An 18,257-nucleotide genomic window follows, 5' to 3' on the forward strand; every position below is an offset into this window, starting at 1 on the left:
TCAGACTTCCTCGCGCAGCAGGCCATCGGCGCCGACGTAGAGCCGCGACAGGCTGCCATGGGGCACCTCGACCTGCAGCAGGTGCGCCCTCGGCAAGCCGCGTGCGCGCGCCAGCAACAGGCGGATGACGCCCCCATGGGTGACCAGCAGCACCGCCTGCCCGGCGTAGCGCTCGCGCAACCGGGCGAGCGCCGCCAGAACCCGCTCGGCGAAGGCTTCCACCGGCTCGCCCTGGGGAGGCGTGAAGGCGTAGGGATCGTTCCAAAAAGCCCCCAGACCGTCGGCGTCGGTTTCCATGAGCTGGGCGGCGCTGTGGCCTTCCCAGTCACCGAAATGCAGCTCGCGCAGGTCCGGCTCCAACGCGAATGGCACGTCCAGCCGTTGAGCCAGGGGCTCGGCGAAACGGGCGCACCGTTGCAGGGGCGAGCTGATCACCACCTGCCATGGCCCGGCGTCGGCGACGGCGGCCTGCATCTGCGCCCAGCCCTGTTCGGTCAAGGCATCGTCGAGGCTGCCACGCAGTCCGCCGCCCAGTTCGGTCTGCCCATGGCGCAACAGGTCGAGCCTCATGCCGGACGATCCGCCACGGCGGCCTCGGCGAAGGTGGCCATGTCGGCATGCAGGGCGCAGGCCAGCCGCAACAGCGGAACCGCCAGCGCAGCGCCGCTGCCCTCCCCCAGGCGCAGGCCGAGGGCCAGCAAGGGGTCGGCGTCGAGCGCGTCGAGCACTTGCCGGTGGCCTGGCTCGGCGCCGTGGTGGGCGAACAGCAGCCAAGGGCGGCAAGTCGGGCTCAGGCGTACGGCGAGCAACGCCGCCACGCTGCAGATGAAGCCATCGACCAGCACGGCGATGCCCCGTTGCGCGCAGGCCAGGTAGGCTCCCGCCAGCGCGACCAGCTCGAAGCCGCCGACGCAGGCAGCGGCGCGCCATGGGTCCTGGGCATCCAGCCCATGCAAGGCCAGCGCCCGTTCGATGACCTCGGCCTTGTGCCGCACACCGGCCTCGTCCAGCCCCGTGCCAGGCCCGCTCAGGGTGGCCGCGCCACACCCGAGCAAGGCACTGGCCAGCGCGGCCGCCGCCGTGGTGTTGCCGATGCCCATCTCGCCGCCGATGAACAGTTGCGTCCCTGTCTGGGCGGCCCGTTCGGCACTGTCATGGCCGGCCTGCAAGGCAGCGTTCAACTGCGCTTCGGTCATCGCCGGTTGGTGGGCGAAGTTGGCCGTGCCGGCGCCCAGGCGCAGATGGCGCACGCCGGGCAGCGTCAGCGTCGGGTCCACGGTGCCGAGGTCGACCACCTCGAGGTGGGCCTGCAAATGGCGCGCCAGCACGCTGATCGCCGCACCGCCAGCGACGAAGTTGCCGAGCATCTGCCCAGTCACCGATTGCGGGTAGGCCGAGATACCTTCGGCCACCACGCCATGGTCGCCGGCGAAGACCGCGATGGCGACCTGCTCCAGGCGCGGACGCTCACGCCCTTGCAGCCCGGCCAGGCGGATCGCCACGGTCTCGAGCTGGCCCAGGGAGCCGGCAGGCTTGGTCAGTTGGCGTTGCCGCTCGGTCGCCTGGGTCATGGCAGCGGTGTCGACGGGTTGGCAGGCATCGCGCCACCAGAGGTGTGTCATACAGCAGGTCCTTTGAGCAGAAGAGGAAGGCCAGCGACCGTGAGCACCACGCGCTGGCACCGTTCGGCGATCGCCTGGTGCAGCCAGCCGGCCTCGTCGACGTAGCGCCGGGTCAGTTCGCCCATGGGCACCACGCCCAGGCCGGTTTCGTTGCTGACCAGCAGCACCACGCCAGGCAAGGTGTCGAGGCAGTCGAGTAGTGCATCACGCTCGCGCGCCAGGCGCTCGGGGTCGTCGAGCATCAGCAGGTTGGTCAGCCACAGTGTCAGGCAATCGACCAGCAGGCAGCGATCGGCAGCCGCCGACGCGCGCAGGGTCGCGGCAAGGGCCAGGGGCTCTTCGATCAGGCCCCAGGTGTCGGGGCGACGCTCGCGGTGCAGGCGCACGCGCGCGGACATTTCGCCGTCCAGTGGTTCGCTGGTGGCGATGTAGGTCACCGGCAGGCCGCTGTCGGCCGCAAGGCGCTCGGCCAGTCGGCTCTTGCCGGAGCGGGCGCCGCCCAGGATCAGGCTGCGCATTCAGGCCACTCCACACAGGGCGCGCAGGCGCGCGGTATCCAGATGCTGGTCGACCAGGTCGGCCAGGCGTTCGATGTCACGCTCGCGCAGGCCGTGGTAGTCGAAGGCTTCCACCGTCTCCAGGCCAGCCCAGTGCAGCAGCGCGGCACAGGCGCGTTCGTTCTCGAACAGGCCGTGCAGGTAGGTCGCCAGCACCTGGCCGTCGTTGCTCACGGCGCCGTCGCAGCGGCCGTCGGCCAGGCGCACCGCCGGGCGCTCCAGGGCGGCGCCCGTGGTCACGCCGGCATGGATCTCGTAGCCCTCGATCGGCACAGCGTCCAGGTGCAGGACGCCGGTGACGTTGCGCAACTGCTTGTCGGCTTCCAGCACGGTCTCGTAGTCCAGCACCCCCAGGCCTGGGCTGGTGCCGGCCGGGCCTTCCAGCCCGAGCGGGTCGTGCACGGCCTGGCCGAGCATCTGCAACCCGCCGCAGACGCCGATCACCTTGCCGCCGTAGCGCAGGTGACGCGCCAGCGCCTGCGCCCAGCCGCGCTCGCGCAGTTGCGCCAAGTCGCTGCGCACGCTCTTGGAGCCGGGCAAAATGATCAGGTCGGCGGCGGGGATCGGCTCACCGGGGCCAATGAAGTGCAGGTCGACCTGCGGGTGCAGGCGCAGCGGGTCGAAGTCGGTGTGGTTGCTGATGCGTGGCAGCACCGGCACGATCACCTTCAGCAGCCGTCCCTGCTTGGGCGCCTGGCGTGCATCGACGGCGTCTTCGGCTTCCAGGTGCAGGTCGCTGACGAATGGCAGCACGCCCAGCACCGGTTTGCCGGTGCGCTGTTCGAGCCAGTCCAGGCCCGGTTGCAGCAGGGCGATGTCGCCACGGAAGCGGTTGATGACGAAGCCCTGCACGCGAGCCTGTTCGCTGGGCGAAAGCAACTCGAGCGTGCCGACCAGATGGGCGAAGACCCCGCCACGGTGGATGTCGGCCACCAGGATCACCGGGCAGTCGACGGCTTCGGCGAAGCCCATGTTGGCGATGTCGCCGGCCCGCAGGTTGATCTCGGCAGGCGACCCGGCGCCTTCGACCATGACCACCGGGTAGGCGTCGCTCAGCCGCTGGTGCGATGCCAGCACGGCCTGCATGGCGACGGCCTTGTAGTCGTGGTAGGCCACCGCGTTCATGCTGGTGACGGCGCGCCCATGGATGATCACCTGGGCGCCGGTCTCGCTGTTGGGCTTGAGCAGCACCGGGTTCATGTCAGTGTGCGGTGCCAGACGGCAGGCCTGGGCCTGGACGGCCTGGGCGCGACCGATCTCGCCGCCTTCGGCGGTAACGGCACTGTTGAGCGCCATGTTCTGCGGCTTGAACGGCACCACCGCGACACCCTGGCGCAGCAGCCAGCGGCACAGCGCGGTGACCAGGGTGCTCTTGCCGGCATCGGAGGTGGTGCCCTGCACCATCAGTGTGGTCATGGTCGGTTCTCTTCGAGTGACGGAGGGAAGGCCTGCAGGGCATCGGTCAGACGTTGCCACTGGGTTTCGTCGGCCGGCAGGCCCAGGCGCACGGCAGGCGGGTGCTCGAACAGCCGCACGAGAATGCCCTGTCGGGCCAGGTGCTCGTGCAGCTGGGCAGCCTCGGGCAGGGCGATGTACTGGAACAGGTCGCACCCGCCGGAGGGCGGGAGCTGCGCGGCCTGGAGCACTGTGGCCAGGCGCTGGCTGGCCGTGGCGCAGCGTTCGGTCTGCAGACGGCAGGCGGCTGCATCGTTCAGGCAGGCCTGCCCGACCACCCGGGCCGGGCCGCTGACCGTCCAGGGGCCAAGCACGTCGGCCAGGCGTTCGAGCAGCGTCGGCTCGGCCATCACGAAGCCCAGGCGCACGCCGGCCAGGCCGAAGAACTTGCCGAACGAGCGCAGGACGATCAGCCCCGGCTGCCCGGCCTGGTCCACGAGGCTGTCGGCGGGCGTGTTGTCCATGAAGGCTTCGTCCACCACCAGCCAGCCGCCGCGGCGGGCCAGGCGCGCGTGCCAGTCGAGCAGGCGTGCGCGGGACAGGCGCAGGCCGGTGGGGTTGTTGGGGTTGACCAGCAGCAGTACGTCCAGGCTGTCCAGGACGGAGTCGACGCCCTCGGCGTCGAGGGTCACGAGCTGGTGGCCGGCGTGGGTCCAGGCATGGGGGTGCTCGGCGTAACAGGGCGACAGTACCCCCACGCGACCGCGCGGGCGCAAACCGGGCAAGGCCTGGATCGCGGCCTGGGAGCCCGCCGTGGCGAGCAGCGTCTGGGCGCCATAGTAGCGCCGCGCGGCCTGTTCGAGGCCGTCTTCGGTTTCCGGCAGGCGGGCCCAGGCCTCCTGCCCGATGGCCGGGATCGCGAAGGGCCAGGGGGCAATCCCGCTGGACAGGTCGACCCACCGTTCGCGCGCGATCCCGTAGCGGCGCACCGCGCCGAGCAACCGTCCGCCATGTTCTATCAAACCCGATGCCTCTCTGGTGCGCCGCTGGGCGCTGTCGATGATGGAAGGAAGTGTGTGCCACCTATTACGCGAACCTGAACGCGCCTCTGTATTGGCGAGGCCGACAGGGCTTCACCGGCGCCATCGCGGGCAAGCCCGCTCCCACAGGTTGCCTGGGCATTACGTTCGTTCACCCCAGGTAACCCGCCAGGCAGATGACCAGCAACCACAGCCATACCCCGCGGCTCACCAGTGCCCAGCCACGCTCGATGGACCCGGCATCGGCAGCCGGTCCCTGCCCCAGGGGGGGACGCTCGTGCAGTTGGCCATGGTAGATCGCCGGGCCGCCCAGGGCGACGCCCAGGGCGCCGGCACCGGCCGCCATCACCGGGCCGGCGTTCGGGCTGTCCCAGGTCGGGGCCTGGCGCCGCCAGCAGCTCAGGGCCAGGCGGGTCTTGCCAAGCACGGCATAGGTCAGCGCCACCAGGCGCGCCGGCAGGTAGTTGAGCCCATCGTCGATGCGCGCCGCCGCCCAGCCGAAGCGCTCGAAGCGCGCATTGCGGTATCCCCACATGGCATCGAGGGTATTGCTCAGCCGGTACAGCACCACTCCTGGCGCACCGGCCACGACGAACCAGAACAACGCGGCGAACACCGCATCGCTGCCGTTTTCCAGCACCGACTCGGTCGCCGCGCGGGCCACCGCCGTTTCGTCCAGTTCGGCCGTCTCGCGGCTGACCAGGTAGCTCACGCGGCGCCGCGCTTCGCCCAGGTCGCCTCGGCGCAAGGCCGTGGCCACCGGCAGCACGTGCTCGCCCAGGCTGCGCAAGCCCAGCGCGCAGTACAGCGCCAGCGCATCGACCAGCCAACCGATACCCGGCAGCCGTGACAGCACCAGCGCCAGCAGCGTCAGCGGTACCACGGCCAGGCACCAGGCACTCACGCCATGGCTGCGCCAGCCTCGGCCACCGGCATTGAGGCGTTTTTCCAGGCGCCCCGCCAAGCGTCCGAAGGCCACCAGCGGATGGCGGCGACGGGGCTCGCCCAGCAGCGCATCCAGGGCGACGCCGATCACGGTCAGCAAGGCGATGCTCATGGACGCTGCTCCCACCGGTTCTCGAACACGAAGGCCTCCAGCGGCTGCACCTGCGCCCACTGCTCCAGGGCCAGCATCGGCGCCGGGTAGAAGGCCTCGACAGGCCCCAGGCACAGCACCGCGACCGGCTTGGCGCCCGGCGGCATGCCCAGCAGCTCGCCCAGGGCCTGCGGGTCGAACAGCGACACCCAGCCCATGCCGAGCCCTTCGGCGCGGGCAGCCAGCCAGAGGTTCTGGATGGCGCACGCCAGGGAGGCCAGGTCCATCTCGGGCAAGGTACGGCGCCCGAACACGTAGCCTTCACGCGCGTCCATTAGGGCAGCCACCAGCACCTCGGCGCAGTCGCCAATGCCTTCGACTTTGAGTTTCATGAAGTCCTCGCCCCGCTCGCCCAGGGCGTCGGCGGTGCGCTGGCGTTCGTCCTCGACCTGGGCCTGGATGCGCACGCGCAAGGCCGGGTCGGTGATGCGCACGAAGCGCCAAGGCTGCATGAGCCCAACGCTGGGTGCCTGGTGCGCCGCGGCCAGCAGCCGGGCGAGCACGCTCGGCTCGACCTGACCACCGATGAAATGACGCATGTCGCGCCGCTCACCGATGGCCCGGTAGACCGCCGCCCTGTCGGCCTCGCTGAAGGCATGCTCGCTCATGGTCGCAACAGCGCGGCGGCCGCCTCCGGGTTGGACGGGAAATAGAAGTGCACGTAGGAAGCGGTCAGCCTGCCGATCCGGTACACCGCCTCGGCGCCTCGGCCGCCATTGGGGCTGTGGCCGCGGGCGATCGGCGTGTGCGGCGTCTCGGTCAACGAGTGGTGATAGGTGTGCCCGCGCAGGGCGCCTTCGGGCAGGTCGACGGTTTGCAGGGCCAGGGCCGCCAGGCGCTTCTGCATCACCGCCTCGCCGCTGAGCAACCCCAGCAGTTCGGCGCGCTGGCCTGCCACATCGGTCAACGCGTCGAGCAGGTAGAGCATGCCGCCACACTCGGCGAGCAGGGGCTTGCCGTCGGCATGGTGCGCGCGGATTGCCTCCCCCATGGCGGTGTTCTGCGCCAGTGCGCCATGGTGCAGCTCGGGATAGCCGCCTGGCAGGTACAGGCTGTCGACCGCCGGCAGCACCGTGTCGTGCAGCGGCGAGAAGAACGCCAGTTCGGCGCCCATGGCCCGCAGCAGGTCGAGGTTGGCCCCATAGAGGAAGGCGAAGGCTTCGTCACGGGCAACCCCGATGCGTACCCCGGCCAGCAGCGGCGGAAGGGCCACTGCGTCAGGCGCGGCGAAGCGCACGGCGGGCGGCAAAGCCGCATCGCAACTGGCGCCCAAGGCCTCGGCGGCGGCGTCCAGGCGCTGGTCCAGGTCGTTCAGCTCACTGGCCTGGACCAACCCCAGATGACGGCTGGGCAACTCGATGCCGCGCTCGCGCGACAGGCCGCCGTACCAGCGCAGCCCTTCGGTCAGGCTGCCTTCGAGCAGTTGCGCGTGGCGCAGGCTGCCGACCCGGTTGGCCAGCACGCCGGCGAACGGCAGGTCAGGCTGGTAACGGGCCAGGCCCAATGCCAGCGCCCCGAATGTCTGGGCCATGGCGGTACCGTCGATGACTGCCAGCACCGGCACGCCGAAGTGCCGGGCCAGGTCGGCGCTCGACGGCGTGCCGTCGAACAGCCCCATCACGCCTTCGATGAGGATCAGGTCCGCTTCGCCTGCCGCCTCCCACAGCAGCCTGCGGCTTTCCTCGACGCCGATCATCCACAGGTCCAGCTGGTAGACCGGCGCGCCGCTGGCCCGCTCGTGGATCATCGGGTCGAGAAAGTCCGGCCCGCACTTGAACACCCGCACGGTACGCCCGAGGTTGCGGTGCAGCCGTGCCAACGCGGCGGTGACGGTGGTCTTGCCCTGGCCGGAGGCCGGGGCGGCGATCAGCACCGCCGGGCAGTGGCGCGCCTCTCTCACAGTTCGACGCCCTTCTGCGCGCGGATGCCGGCCTGGAAGGCGTGCTTGACCATGCCCATCTCGGTCACCGTGTCGGCCAGCTCGACCATCTCGGGCTTGGCGCCGCGCCCGGTGACGATCACGTGCTGCATGGGTGGCCGCGCCTGCAGGTCGCTCAGCACCTGGTCCAGGTCCAGGTAGCCGTGCTTGAGCGCGATGTTCAGCTCGTCGAGCACCACGAAGTGCACGTCCGGGTCCTGCAGCATCTGCTGCGAGACCGCCCAGGCCGCCTCGGCCGCGGCGATGTCGCGCTGGCGGTCCTGGGTCTCCCAGGTGAAGCCTTCGCCCATCACGTGGTAGCGCACCTCCTCCGGGAAGCGCCGGAAGAACAGCTCCTCGCCGGTGCTCTGGCGCCCCTTGATGAACTGCACCACGCCGCAGCGCATGCCATGCCCCATGGCCCGGGCGAGCATGCCGAACGCCGAGCTGCTCTTGCCCTTGCCGTTGCCGCTCAGGACCAGCAGCAGGCCGCACTGGTTGGGCGAGTTGGCGATGCGCTCGTCGATGATCGCCTTCTTGCGCTGCATGCGCGCCAGGTGACGTTGATCACGGTCGTCGGGGGATGGGTTCATCGAGGTTCTCCGCAAGCTGCCGGCCCGTCGCCGGGCGACAGGGGTCTGGCGAACGCCAGGCGACAGATGAATGACAGACTCACGGGGGCGCGCAGGGGCTGCGACAGGCTCGCAGGGCTCCGCGCATCACCCTCCGTGATGCCGTTTGGCAGTGACAGGCCGGTCTCCGGGCTCGCGCGCGGCCCGATGGGCCCTCAGGCGCCTTCCCGGGTGAATGCCCAGTGGCCTTGCCTGATCTCGACTCGCTTACCGTTGCGGGGGCAGCGCCGGACTCGCGCCACGACAGCGCCCACCGGCTTCCCAGTTTCACCCTGCCCAGCGATGGCTGGCGGGGCACCTGAAACGAAGCGCGAAGGGTAGAGGGTTGCCGGCGGAGCGTCAATCGAACCCCAGGCCCGACACGACCGCAGGTGCTGTTGCGGGGAACCTCCTGGCGCGGTTGCGCTTCTCACCTCAAGCGAACCATTGGTCGAGGAAACGGACATGGGCAAGGTACGGGTTGCAGGCATGCTGGTGCTGATGGTCGGTCTGGGGGGCTGCGGCGAAGCGGCGCGGCTGAGCGTCAGCGACGGGACCGGGCCCACGCCGCGCCTGCCCGAGCCGGACAAACGCCTGATTCCGACCGTGAACATCGCGCCCGCCGTCGGCTGGCCACGGGGCCGTACCCCGCACGCGGCGCCCGGTACCCAGGTCACGGCCTTCGCCACCGGCCTGGACCATCCGCGCTGGCTGTACGTGCTGCCCAACGGCGACGTGCTGGTGGCCGAAACCAATGCGCCGCCCAAACCGGACGACACCCGTGGCCTGCGCGGCTGGGTGATGGAAAAGGTCATGAAGCGGGCCGGTGCTGGCGTGCCCAGCGCCAACCGGATCACCCTGCTGCGCGACCAGAACAAGGATGGCGTGGCCGAGATGCGCGCGACCTTCCTGGAAGGGCTGAACTCGCCCTTCGGCATGGCGCTGGTGGGCAACGATTTCTACGTCGCCGATACCGACAAGCTGCTGCGCTATCACTACTCCCCCGGCGCCATGCAGCTCACGGGCGAAGCGACCACCGTGACCGACCTTCCCGCCGGGACGCTCAACCACCACTGGACCAAGAACGTCATCGCCAGCCCGGACGGCAAGACCCTCTACGTGACCGTCGGCTCCAACAGCAACGTTGGCGAGAATGGGCTGGAGCAGGAGCAGGGCCGCGCGGCGATCTGGGAAGTCGACCGTGCCACCGGCCAGCGGCAGCTGTTCGCCTCGGGCCTGCGCAACCCTAACGGGATGGCCTGGGAACCGAGCAGCGGTGCGCTGTGGACGGTGGTCAATGAACGCGACGAGATCGGCAGCGACCTGGTGCCGGACTACATGACCTCGGTCAAGCGCGGCGGCTTCTATGGCTGGCCCTACAGCTATTATGGCCAACACGTGGATGCGCGGGTGAAGCCTCAGGCGCCGGACCGGGTAGCGCAGGCGATCGTCCCGGATTATGCCCTGGGTCCGCACACGGCTTCTCTCGGGCTGACCTTCATTCAGCCAGGGGCCTTGCCGGCGCCGTTCGAACGTGGCGCGCTCATTGGCCAGCATGGGTCCTGGAACCGCAAGCCCCATAGCGGCTACAAGGTGGTGTTCGTGCCCTTCGATGCCCATGGTGCTCCGCAGGGTCAGCCGGTCGACCTGCTGAGTGGTTTTCTCAATGAGAAGGAAGAGGCGATGGGGCGCCCCGTGGGCGTGGTCACTGATGCGCGCGGTGGTGTGCTGGTGGCCGATGATGTGGGGAATGTAATCTGGCGGGTCAGCAAGACGCCTTGAGAGGCTGGGGCTGCGCGGTCGTGCAGCGAGCAGAGCGATGGCTGGCAGGATTCAAGGCTTCCCTGCTGAGCGATCTCCAGGGTCGCTCACTCATGACTACGCCACAGTAAGACAGGCTGTCACGGGCATGGAGGGCAACCGTCTTTTCCACTCGGTACATGCACGACCGCATGGGGCGCCTGGCAGTGCCCTATCGCTGGCAAGCCAGCTCCCACCCAGACCTCCGCAGCCGTCAATGTCGGCAGGGCTGCGCAAGCAGCTTATGGGAGCAACCTTCTTTTCTACTCGGTACATGTTCGACCGCATGCGGCGTCTGGCAGGGCCCTATCGCTGGCAAGCCAGCTCCCACCCAGACCTCCGCAGCCGTCAATGTCGGCAGGGCTGTGCAAGCAGCTTGTGGGAGCAACCTTCTTTTCTACTCGGTACATGTTCGACCGCATGCGGCGTCTGGCAGGGCCCTATCGCTGGCAAGCCAGCTCCCACCCAGACCTTTGTAGTGGTCAATATAGACAGGGCTGCGCAAGCAGCTTGTGGGAGCGGGCTTGCCCGCGATAGCGTCCGATCCGTCACAGCCTGCATCGCGGGCAAGCCCGCTCCCACAGTACCGTGATCGCCTTTACCACAGCGGCGTAACAACAGGTGTGGCGACCGTGATTAGGCTTGCAGGGCCCACCAGTCCACAAGCCCGTGTCACGGGTTCTGTGCCAGGTGCCCCGCCGGGATGATGCGCTTGGCCTGTAAATAGGCCTTGTGCCAGTAACTGTTCGACAGATGGTCCAGGCGCACGGTGCCGCCCGTGGACGGGGCGTGGACGAAGCGCCCCTCTCCGACATAGATCCCTGCATGGCTGACCTGCGAACCGCCGCCGGTGGCGAAGAACACCACGTCGCCTGACTGCAAGGCATTGATGTCGACGTTGGGCGCGCGCATGACGATCATCTCGCGGGTGGAGCGCGGCAGGCGGATGCCTGCCGCATCCTGGTACACGTACTTGATCAAGCCGCTGCAATCGAACCCGGAATCCGGCGTGTTGCCACCCCAGCGGTACGGGGTACCGACCAGACCGATGGCGCGAAACAGCACGTCTTCGGCGACTGGCGAGAACGAGGGTTGATGGTTGATCACCAGAGGTCGCTGCTTGGGCACGACCGGTGCCGGGGCAGGCGCCTGACTGGAACAGGCAGTCAACAGGGCTGCCAGGGAGAGAAATGCGAAGCGCGCCAACATCGCCATGAGCCAGAGCTTCCTGTCTGAGTCGTTCGGGCAATTGCCGAAAAGAGTTGAGAAATTAGATTAGACGCTTTCTGTAAATACGCACGGCGGCTCGCTTTTCAGCTGAGCCGCCGTGTTGGACCACGCCGCCTTGCGTCAGTTGCGCGCGATCGTGGTCGGTGCCATGGCCAAGGCGCGCTTGGCTTCCATGAAGGTCTTGCTCCAGTAGCGATCGCCCAGGCTGTCGATGCGCACGCCACCGCTGCGGCGGCTGCTGGAGTGGATGAACTGGTTGTCGCCGAGGTAGATGCCCGCGTGGCTGACGCGACCGCGACCGTTGGTGCTGAAGAACAGCAGGTCGCCTGGCTTGAGCTTGCTGCGCGACACGGTCGGCGCGTCGACGTTGATCATTTCGCGCGTCGAGCGTGGCAGGTTCATGCCGGCTTCTTCACGGAACAGGTAGCCGATGAAACCGCTGCAATCGAACCCGGATTTCTCCGTGGTGCCACCGAACCGGTAGCGCGTTCCGATCAGCTCTTTGCCACGTTCGAGGATGCTGTCGGCCAGCACCGGCAGGCGGTAAGGCTGGCTGCCATGGGCGAAGGGCTGAGTGTCTTCGTCTTCTGCAGGTTCTGCGTCGAAGACCGAAGCGACCGGTGCTTGCGCCTTGTGTTGAACCTGAGCGGTGACGGGGGCGTGATCCTGAGGCTGGGAAACAGGGCCTTGAGCGGCGCAGCCAAAAAGCAGGGTCACCAGTGCAAGTGGCACGAGGGGTGCGAAGCGAGACAGCATGGGCACGACCGTGACTGATTGTTGGGAAGGTTGGCACTATGCCTTCCGCTAAATCTATTTGCAAATTTTATCGAAAAAAATGTGACTTTTGCGTTTCGACGCGTTCGAAGGGTTTCGCATAGATCGGTTGATGCTTACCAACCCAGCGTTTCCTTGAGAAAAGGAATGGTCAATTTGCGCTGCGCCTGCAGCGAAGCCTGGTCGAGACGCTCGAGCAGGTCGAACAAGGCAGCCATGCTGCGCGTGCCCCGGGTCAGGATGAAATGGCCCACCTCGTCGGTCATCTGCAGGCCGCGACGCGACGCCCGCAGTTGCAGCGCACGCAACTTGTCTTCATCGCTCAACCCTCGCATCTGGAAAATCAGCGCCAAGGTCAGCCGCGACTTGAGGTCGGGCAGACGAATCGGCAGCTCGCGTGGAGAGCTGGCCGCAGCCAGCAGCAGACGTCGACCACTGTCGCGCAGGCGATTGAACAGGTGGAACATGGCCTCTTCCCAGTCGGCCTTGCCGGCGATCACGTGCAGGTCGTCGATGCAGACCAGTTCGTACTGCTCCAGGTGATCGAGCAGTTCCACGCCGCGGTCGAGCAGTTGCGCCAGAGGCAGGTAGACGGCCGGCTCGCCCAGTTGCTGGAAACGGTGGGTGGCGGCCTGTAGCAGATGGGTACGCCCGACGCCCTGCTTGCCCCACAGGTAGATGAGGCTTTCGGTCCAGCCGGCGTCGGCTTCGCATAACCGTTCGACATAGCCCAGCGCCGCGGCGTTGGCGCCCGGGTAGTAGTTGATGAAGGTGGCGTCGTCGCGCAAGCGCACACCCAGGGGCAACTGGATCGGTTTCATGCTGGCTGACGGTCGCGAGGACCACGGGGGGCCTTTGGAGAACGGTGCGCGAAGTCTATACCCGCAATGCCGAGCGCACAATCGGCGACGCACCAAGGGCGAGGGAAATCAACGGCTTGCGGGACGGATCGAGGGCGGGTGTCGAACAGTGGGCGCTTCTTGACCTTCTATTAAGGAGGGCGACAGATTCTATGCCGCCCTCCTGAAAAGCGACGCTCACCAACCGAAGCGCAAGCCCTCGAACGACTCGGCCGGTGGTGTCGCGGCCTTGGCCTCGCTGCCGTCTGCCGGGGGCACCGGTGCCGGTACGAGGGCAGGCGCTGCCGGCAGCTCGTGCAGCTTGGCCAGCCCCAATTGCGCACGCAGCTGTTCGCGGTTGCCGGTCACGGCATAGGTCAGCGTGTCGCCGTCCACCTGATGCAACTGCGCGCCATAGGGCTCGAGCGTCCGACCCAGCTCGGCATAACGGGGCAGGTTCATGCCCTCGACCTGTATCTGCAGATCGCTGCCGCTGCCAGGGCGGGTGACGAAGCGTGGTGCCAGGCGCAGACTGACCGCCCGCATCACCGCATCGGCCAGGCTGGCCGGGTCGGCGCCCTCGGCCCGCCCCTGTTCGTGGGTATCACCGAGCCACAGCTGCCAGCCCGCCTGCCAGCCCCCTTCGCCCTGGCGTGCATGCACGGCCAGTACGGCATCGGTGGCATAGCGCTGCGACGCGTCTCGCAGCGCGTCGGGCGCCTGGCTGTCGAGCTGCGCGCCGTCGGCGACCAGTTGCTCCTGCAGGTCGGCCAGGGGCAGGCGCAGCGGCAAGCCGCGGTGCTGCGCGGCCTGACGCAGCACGCCGGCTTCGGACTGGCCATCGCCTACCAGATGGCTGCCCTCGACGGTCTCGTTGAGCCACCAGCCAATGATCGATGGTCGGTTGCTGCCCCAGAGCGCCAGCCCTGCCTGATGCAAGGCGCGCTCGGTGCTGCCGGGGTCGAAGTCGACGACCAGGGTTTCCGGCGGCCCGGCCTCGTAACCGAACTGGCTGATGATGCGCTGAGGGTCCTTGCGCAAGGAGGCCAGGGCCGCGCCTTGGGCCGCCTTGGGGTCGCCGGTCAGGCGCAGCACCAAGGTCTGCAAGGCCTTGCCAGTGGCGGCGGCGCGTGCCTCGGGCCCTTGGCCTTCGACGGCTTCGCGCACCTGGTAGAGTCCGGGAACGGACGCGGCCTGCGCGACGGCGCCAACGGTGACGAGGCAGCCGGCGAGCAGGTAGTTGAACAATCGCATGAATGAATCCTGTCCTGATGACATGGGGCACTGTCCTGCCGGGCCGAACCAGGTCGGCCTGGGCGGGACGAGGCTGGCGCCTACCTTATTACAGGCATCGGCACGACAACCAGAGCAGGCGCGCGCACAGGCACTTTTTGTCGTTCGGCCCTGCCGGCCGACGGCTTGAGGATGGCCGCTGCCGGGCAACCCTGATAAAATCGCGCGCCTTCGCAGACCATTGGCGTTCATGCCCCGCCGTCCTTCAGGACCGGCCGTGGCCGTCGCGGTCGTTTCCCCTGAATCCCTCCCTCTAAAGGCCTGGATCAATGAGCAAGCAACCCTCCCTGAGCTACAAGGACGCCGGTGTAGACATCGACGCCGGCGAAGCACTGGTCGAACGCATCAAGGGCGTGGCCAAGCGCACCGCGCGCCCTGAAGTCATGGGTGGCCTGGGCGGCTTCGGCGCCCTCTGCGAGATCCCGGCCGGCTACAAGCAGCCGGTGCTGGTCTCGGGAACCGACGGTGTGGGCACCAAGCTGCGTCTGGCGCTGAACCTGAACAAGCATGACAGCATCGGCCAGGACCTGGTCGCCATGTGCGTCAACGACCTGGTGGTCTGCGGTGCCGAGCCGCTGTTCTTCCTCGACTACTACGCCACCGGCAAGCTGAACGTCGACGTGGCGGCCACCGTGGTCACCGGCATCGGCGCAGGTTGCGAGCTGGCCGGCTGCTCGCTGGTAGGCGGCGAGACCGCCGAGATGCCAGGCATGTACGAAGGCGAAGACTACGACCTGGCCGGCTTCTGCGTCGGCGTGGTGGAGAAGGCCGAGATCATCGACGGCTCCAAGGTCGCCACGGGTGACGCGCTGATCGCCCTGCCCTCTTCCGGCCCGCACTCCAATGGCTATTCGCTGATCCGCAAGATCCTCGAGGTCTCCGGCACCGACATCGACAGCACCCAGCTCGACGGCACGCCTCTGGCCGACCTGCTGATGGCGCCCACGCGCATCTACGTCAAGCCACTGCTGGAGCTGATCAAGCGCACCGGCGCGGTCAAGGCCATGGCCCACATCACCGGTGGCGGCCTGCTGGACAACATCCCGCGCGTGCTGCCCGAAGGCGCTCAGGCGGTGGTCGATGTGGCCAGCTGGCAGCGTCCGGCGGTGTTCGACTTCCTGCAGCAGAAAGGCAACGTCGACGAGCACGAGATGCACCGCGTGCTCAACTGCGGCGTCGGCATGGTCATCTGCGTGGCCCAGGACCAGGTGGACAGCGCCCTGAACGTGCTCACCGAAGCCGGCGAGCAGCCGTGGGTCATCGGTCACATCGCCCAGGCACCGGCCGGTGCCGCCCAGGTCGAGCTGCAGAACCTCAAGGCACACTGATGCCGAGCGAGTCCTGCAATGTCGTGGTCCTGCTGTCCGGTAGCGGCAGCAACCTGCAAGCCCTGATCGACAGCACGCGCGCAGCACCGGGCCCGGCCCGGATCTGCGCGGTGATCGCCAACCGCGCCGATGCCTATGGCCTGCAGCGCGCCCAGGCGGCCGGGATCCCCACTGCCGTGCTCGAACACCCCGGTTTCGAAGGTCGCGAAGCCTTCGACGCCGCCCTGGCCGAGCTGATCGACGGGTTCTCGCCGGACCTGGTGGTGCTGGCAGGCTTCATGCGCATCCTCAGTGCCGGCTTCGTCCGGCACTACCAGGGCCGCCTGCTGAACATCCACCCGTCCCTGCTTCCGAAGTACAAGGGCCTGCACACGCATCGCCGTGCGCTGGAGGCCGGGGATGCCGAGCATGGCTGCAGCGTGCACTTCGTGACCGAGGAACTCGATGGCGGCCCCTTGGTCGTACAGGCTGTGCTGCCGGTCGAGCCGGACGATACCGTCGAGTCGCTCGCCCAGCGCGTGCACCACCACGAACACCAGATCTACCCGCTGGCGGTACGCTGGTTTGCCGAAGGACGCTTGCGTCTGGGCGCAGAGGGTGCCTTACTGGATGCCCAACCGCTGCCTGCCTGCGGTCACCTGATCCGATCCTAGGAGAACATATGCGTCGTGCCCTTTTCCTGGCTCTTGCCGTGCTTGCCCTGCCCTTGCACGCGGCTGAACTGAAGCCGTTCTCGGCCAGCTACACGGCCGACTGGAAGCAACTGCCCATGAGCGGTACCGCCGAACGCAGCCTGACCAAAGGCGCCGACGGCAACTGGTCGCTCGACTTCAAGGCATCGATGATGATCGCCAGCCTGACCGAGCAAAGCACCGTGCGGATGGACAAGGACCTTCTGCTGCCGCAGAAGTACCACTTCGAACGGGGCGGCCTGGGCAAGGCCAAGAAAGTCGACCTGACCTTCGACTGGTCGGCCAAGAAGATCACCGGCAGCGACCGTGGCGATGCGGTGAGCCTGCCGCTGAACCGGGGCGTGCTGGACAAGTCGTCCTACCAGCTGGCGTTGCAGCATGACGTGGCGGCCGGCAAGAAGAGCATGACCTACCAGGTGGTCGACGGTGACGAGATCGACACCTACGACTTCCGCGTGCTGGGCACCGAGAAAGTCACCACCAAGACCGGTCAGGTCGAGGCGGTCAAGGTCGAGCGTGTGCGCGATCCGAGCCAGAGCAAGCGGGTGACCGAGTTGTGGTTCGCCAAGGATTGGGACTACCTGCTGGTGCAGTTGCGCCAAGTGGAGACCGATGGCAAGGAATACGTGATCGTGCTGCAGGATGGCACGGTGGACGGCAAGGCGGTCAAGGGCAGTTGAGGTGATCGGGGTGTGACAACGCTCTGGTGATCGACTGATCGAGCATCCCGGTTCGTGCTGAGGCATGGGCCGGGATTTTTTGTTTGTGCGGGCAAGGTGACTGTCGGATCGGCGTTGGCTGAGCCGACGCTATCGCTGGCAAGCCAGCTCCCACAGGGTCCCGCGATAACCTGCAATGCTGCGGTATGGCTAGGGGTGTAGGAGATTCTATGGTTTCTACCAAGTGCTAATGTGGGCCCTGGCGGGCCCAATCGCGGCACTGGGGCCGCTCCCACAGGTGACCGCGATAGCCTGCAACCCCGCGGTGGGGCTACGGGTGTAGGAGCGGCCCCAGTGCCGCGATTGGGCCCGCCAGGGCCCACATTGGCACGTGGCAAAACCATAGAATCTCCCCCCTCGGGCCAGTCCAGGCGTTGATGACTTCATCGGGCTCATGGAAGCTGACGACACCGTGGACAACCTGTCCTCTCCGGGAGCTGCATGAAACATGTTTCACCGTCGTTTTATTTACTTAGGCGGCTATCGAACCCTATAACAGAGGCATGCGACATGGTGTCGCAGCCTACTGAAAGTGGAGTTTGACGATGACTGTTCAAGTGACCGAACGCGACGAATCGAAACTGTCCCACGAAGGTCTGGCCGCCGGTGTGCGGATCTGGGACGTGCACCAGCAGGGCTTGCTGGTCGGCATGTTCCACACCGAGCAAGACGCCAATGCCTACCGGCAGGAACTCGAAGGGCTGGAACACGAGGGGCGGTTGCAGCACGGCTGAGGATGCCTGAGGGCCGTCGTTCACGGCCCTCGGCGCCGCCGGGCGAATCAACGAGCGGTGGTTACCACATCAGGTCGTCCGGGATCTTGTAGGCCGCGTACGGATCGTCCTCGTCCGCTTCTTCCACATGGGTATTGAGCAGCAGGATGCGGTGCGCATCGCGCTCCTGGATCTTCAGCGCGGCCTCGCGCGGAATCACCTCGTACCCTCCCCCATGTGAAACGATCGCCAGGGCGCCGTTGCTCAGCTTGCTGCGCATCAGGGCATTGACGGCGATCCGCTTGACCTTCTTGTCGTCGACGAAGTTGAAATAATCTTCCGTCGTCAGCTTCGGCAGACGGGTCGCTTCGATCAACTGCTTGACCTGGGCGGCACGGGCCTTCTGCTCGGCCTTTTCCTGCTGCTGTCGGTTCAGCTCGTTGTCGCGCTTGACCTTTTCGGCCATGGCCTCTTTGGCCAGGCGCTGCTGGGTGTCGTCGACCTCGACCTGGCCTTTCTGCTCCAGGCGTTTCTGCTTCTTCTCGGTTTTGTTGACCTGCTTGACCTGCTTCTGGTTGACCAGACCGGCCTTGAGCAACTGGTCGCGAAGGGAAAGACTCATGTGTTCAC

At 67.4% G+C, this 18,257-nt stretch carries 19 protein-coding genes and 1 other annotated feature; of the genes, 5 read left to right on the forward strand and 14 right to left on the reverse strand.

Annotation, left to right across the window (positions count from 1 at the left end; translation table 11 throughout):
• The 9 genes from APT63_15275 to APT63_15315 form a co-directional block, all read right to left on the reverse strand.
• Positions 1-570 carry an alpha-ribazole phosphatase gene (locus APT63_15275; GenBank protein ID AMA46869.1) on the reverse strand — a complete coding sequence of 190 codons (570 nt, stop codon included), beginning with the start codon at positions 568-570 and terminating at the stop codon, positions 1-3.
• Positions 567-1,622, reverse strand: coding sequence for a nicotinate-nucleotide--dimethylbenzimidazole phosphoribosyltransferase (locus APT63_15280; protein AMA46870.1), 1,056 nt, complete (start codon positions 1,620-1,622; stop codon positions 567-569). The genes APT63_15275 and APT63_15280 overlap by 4 nt, the downstream gene beginning before the upstream one ends.
• Positions 1,619-2,140 (reverse strand): bifunctional adenosylcobinamide kinase/adenosylcobinamide-phosphate guanylyltransferase, encoded by a 522-nt coding sequence (locus tag APT63_15285; GenBank protein ID AMA46871.1) that lies wholly within the window; start codon positions 2,138-2,140, stop codon positions 1,619-1,621. The genes APT63_15280 and APT63_15285 overlap by 4 nt, the downstream gene beginning before the upstream one ends.
• Complete coding sequence (locus APT63_15290; GenBank protein ID AMA46872.1) at positions 2,141-3,595, reverse strand: cobyric acid synthase; 1,455 nt, start codon at positions 3,593-3,595, stop codon at positions 2,141-2,143.
• Positions 3,592-4,596, reverse strand: coding sequence for a threonine-phosphate decarboxylase (locus APT63_15295; protein ID AMA46873.1), 1,005 nt, complete (start codon positions 4,594-4,596; stop codon positions 3,592-3,594). The genes APT63_15290 and APT63_15295 overlap by 4 nt, the downstream gene beginning before the upstream one ends.
• 169 nt (positions 4,597-4,765) lie before the next feature.
• A complete protein-coding gene (locus tag APT63_15300; GenBank protein ID AMA46874.1) occupies positions 4,766-5,671 on the reverse strand; it encodes a cobalamin biosynthesis protein in 906 nt (301 codons plus the stop codon).
• Positions 5,668-6,318: a 5,6-dimethylbenzimidazole synthase gene (locus APT63_15305; protein ID AMA46875.1), complete on the reverse strand. Its 651-nt coding sequence runs from the start codon at positions 6,316-6,318 to the stop codon at positions 5,668-5,670. The genes APT63_15300 and APT63_15305 overlap by 4 nt, the downstream gene beginning before the upstream one ends.
• Positions 6,315-7,610 carry a cobyrinic acid a,c-diamide synthase gene (locus tag APT63_15310; GenBank protein AMA46876.1) on the reverse strand — a complete coding sequence of 432 codons (1,296 nt, stop codon included), beginning with the start codon at positions 7,608-7,610 and terminating at the stop codon, positions 6,315-6,317. The genes APT63_15305 and APT63_15310 overlap by 4 nt, the downstream gene beginning before the upstream one ends.
• Positions 7,607-8,221 (reverse strand): cob(I)yrinic acid a,c-diamide adenosyltransferase, encoded by a 615-nt coding sequence (locus APT63_15315; protein AMA46877.1) that lies wholly within the window; start codon positions 8,219-8,221, stop codon positions 7,607-7,609. The genes APT63_15310 and APT63_15315 overlap by 4 nt, the downstream gene beginning before the upstream one ends.
• 139 nt (positions 8,222-8,360) lie before the next feature.
• Positions 8,361-8,577 (reverse strand) — a binding site (cobalamin riboswitch).
• A gap of 127 nt (positions 8,578-8,704) precedes the next feature.
• Here APT63_15315 and APT63_15320 point away from each other — a divergent pair.
• Entirely contained in the window at positions 8,705-10,021 is a 1,317-nt protein-coding gene (locus APT63_15320) for a sorbosone dehydrogenase (GenBank protein ID AMA46878.1), read from the forward strand.
• 690 nt (positions 10,022-10,711) lie between these two features.
• On the opposite strand, the gene APT63_15325 is transcribed toward APT63_15320, so the two are convergent.
• The 4 genes from APT63_15325 to APT63_15340 form a co-directional block, all read right to left on the reverse strand.
• On the reverse strand, positions 10,712-11,254 hold the full coding sequence (locus APT63_15325) for a hydrolase Nlp/P60 (GenBank protein AMA46879.1): 543 nt from the start codon (positions 11,252-11,254) through the stop codon (positions 10,712-10,714).
• Positions 11,255-11,389: 135 nt separating this feature from the next.
• A complete protein-coding gene (locus APT63_15330; protein AMA46880.1) occupies positions 11,390-12,025 on the reverse strand; it encodes a peptidase P60 in 636 nt (211 codons plus the stop codon).
• A 134-nt stretch (positions 12,026-12,159) separates the two neighbouring features.
• Positions 12,160-12,864: a DnaA regulatory inactivator Hda gene (locus tag APT63_15335; GenBank protein ID AMA46881.1), complete on the reverse strand. Its 705-nt coding sequence runs from the start codon at positions 12,862-12,864 to the stop codon at positions 12,160-12,162.
• 216 nt (positions 12,865-13,080) lie between these two features.
• Entirely contained in the window at positions 13,081-14,136 is a 1,056-nt protein-coding gene (locus tag APT63_15340) for a hypothetical protein (protein AMA46882.1), read from the reverse strand.
• Between the two features lie 308 nt (positions 14,137-14,444).
• On the opposite strand from APT63_15340, the gene APT63_15345 reads away from it, so the two are divergent.
• From APT63_15345 to APT63_15360, 4 genes are all read left to right on the forward strand, one after another.
• Entirely contained in the window at positions 14,445-15,503 is a 1,059-nt protein-coding gene (locus APT63_15345) for a phosphoribosylaminoimidazole synthetase (protein ID AMA46883.1), read from the forward strand.
• On the forward strand, positions 15,503-16,156 hold the full coding sequence (locus APT63_15350; GenBank protein AMA46884.1) for a phosphoribosylglycinamide formyltransferase: 654 nt from the start codon (positions 15,503-15,505) through the stop codon (positions 16,154-16,156). The genes APT63_15345 and APT63_15350 overlap by 1 nt, the downstream gene beginning before the upstream one ends.
• Positions 16,157-16,164: 8 nt before the next feature.
• Positions 16,165-16,875 carry a dehydrogenase gene (locus APT63_15355; GenBank protein AMA46885.1) on the forward strand — a complete coding sequence of 237 codons (711 nt, stop codon included), beginning with the start codon at positions 16,165-16,167 and terminating at the stop codon, positions 16,873-16,875.
• Between the two features lie 584 nt (positions 16,876-17,459).
• Positions 17,460-17,648, forward strand: a complete 189-nt coding sequence (locus APT63_15360; GenBank protein ID AMA46886.1) for a hypothetical protein — start codon at positions 17,460-17,462, stop codon at positions 17,646-17,648.
• Between the two features lie 61 nt (positions 17,649-17,709).
• Here the strand turns inward: APT63_15360 and APT63_15365 are convergent, their stop codons facing one another.
• Positions 17,710-18,249 carry a nucleoprotein/polynucleotide-associated enzyme gene (locus APT63_15365; GenBank protein ID AMA46887.1) on the reverse strand — a complete coding sequence of 180 codons (540 nt, stop codon included), beginning with the start codon at positions 18,247-18,249 and terminating at the stop codon, positions 17,710-17,712.
• Positions 18,250-18,257 lie beyond the last annotated feature (8 nt).

This window comes from Pseudomonas monteilii, assembly GCA_001534745.1.
Classification (GTDB): Bacteria; Pseudomonadota; Gammaproteobacteria; order Pseudomonadales; family Pseudomonadaceae; genus Aquipseudomonas; species Aquipseudomonas alabamensis.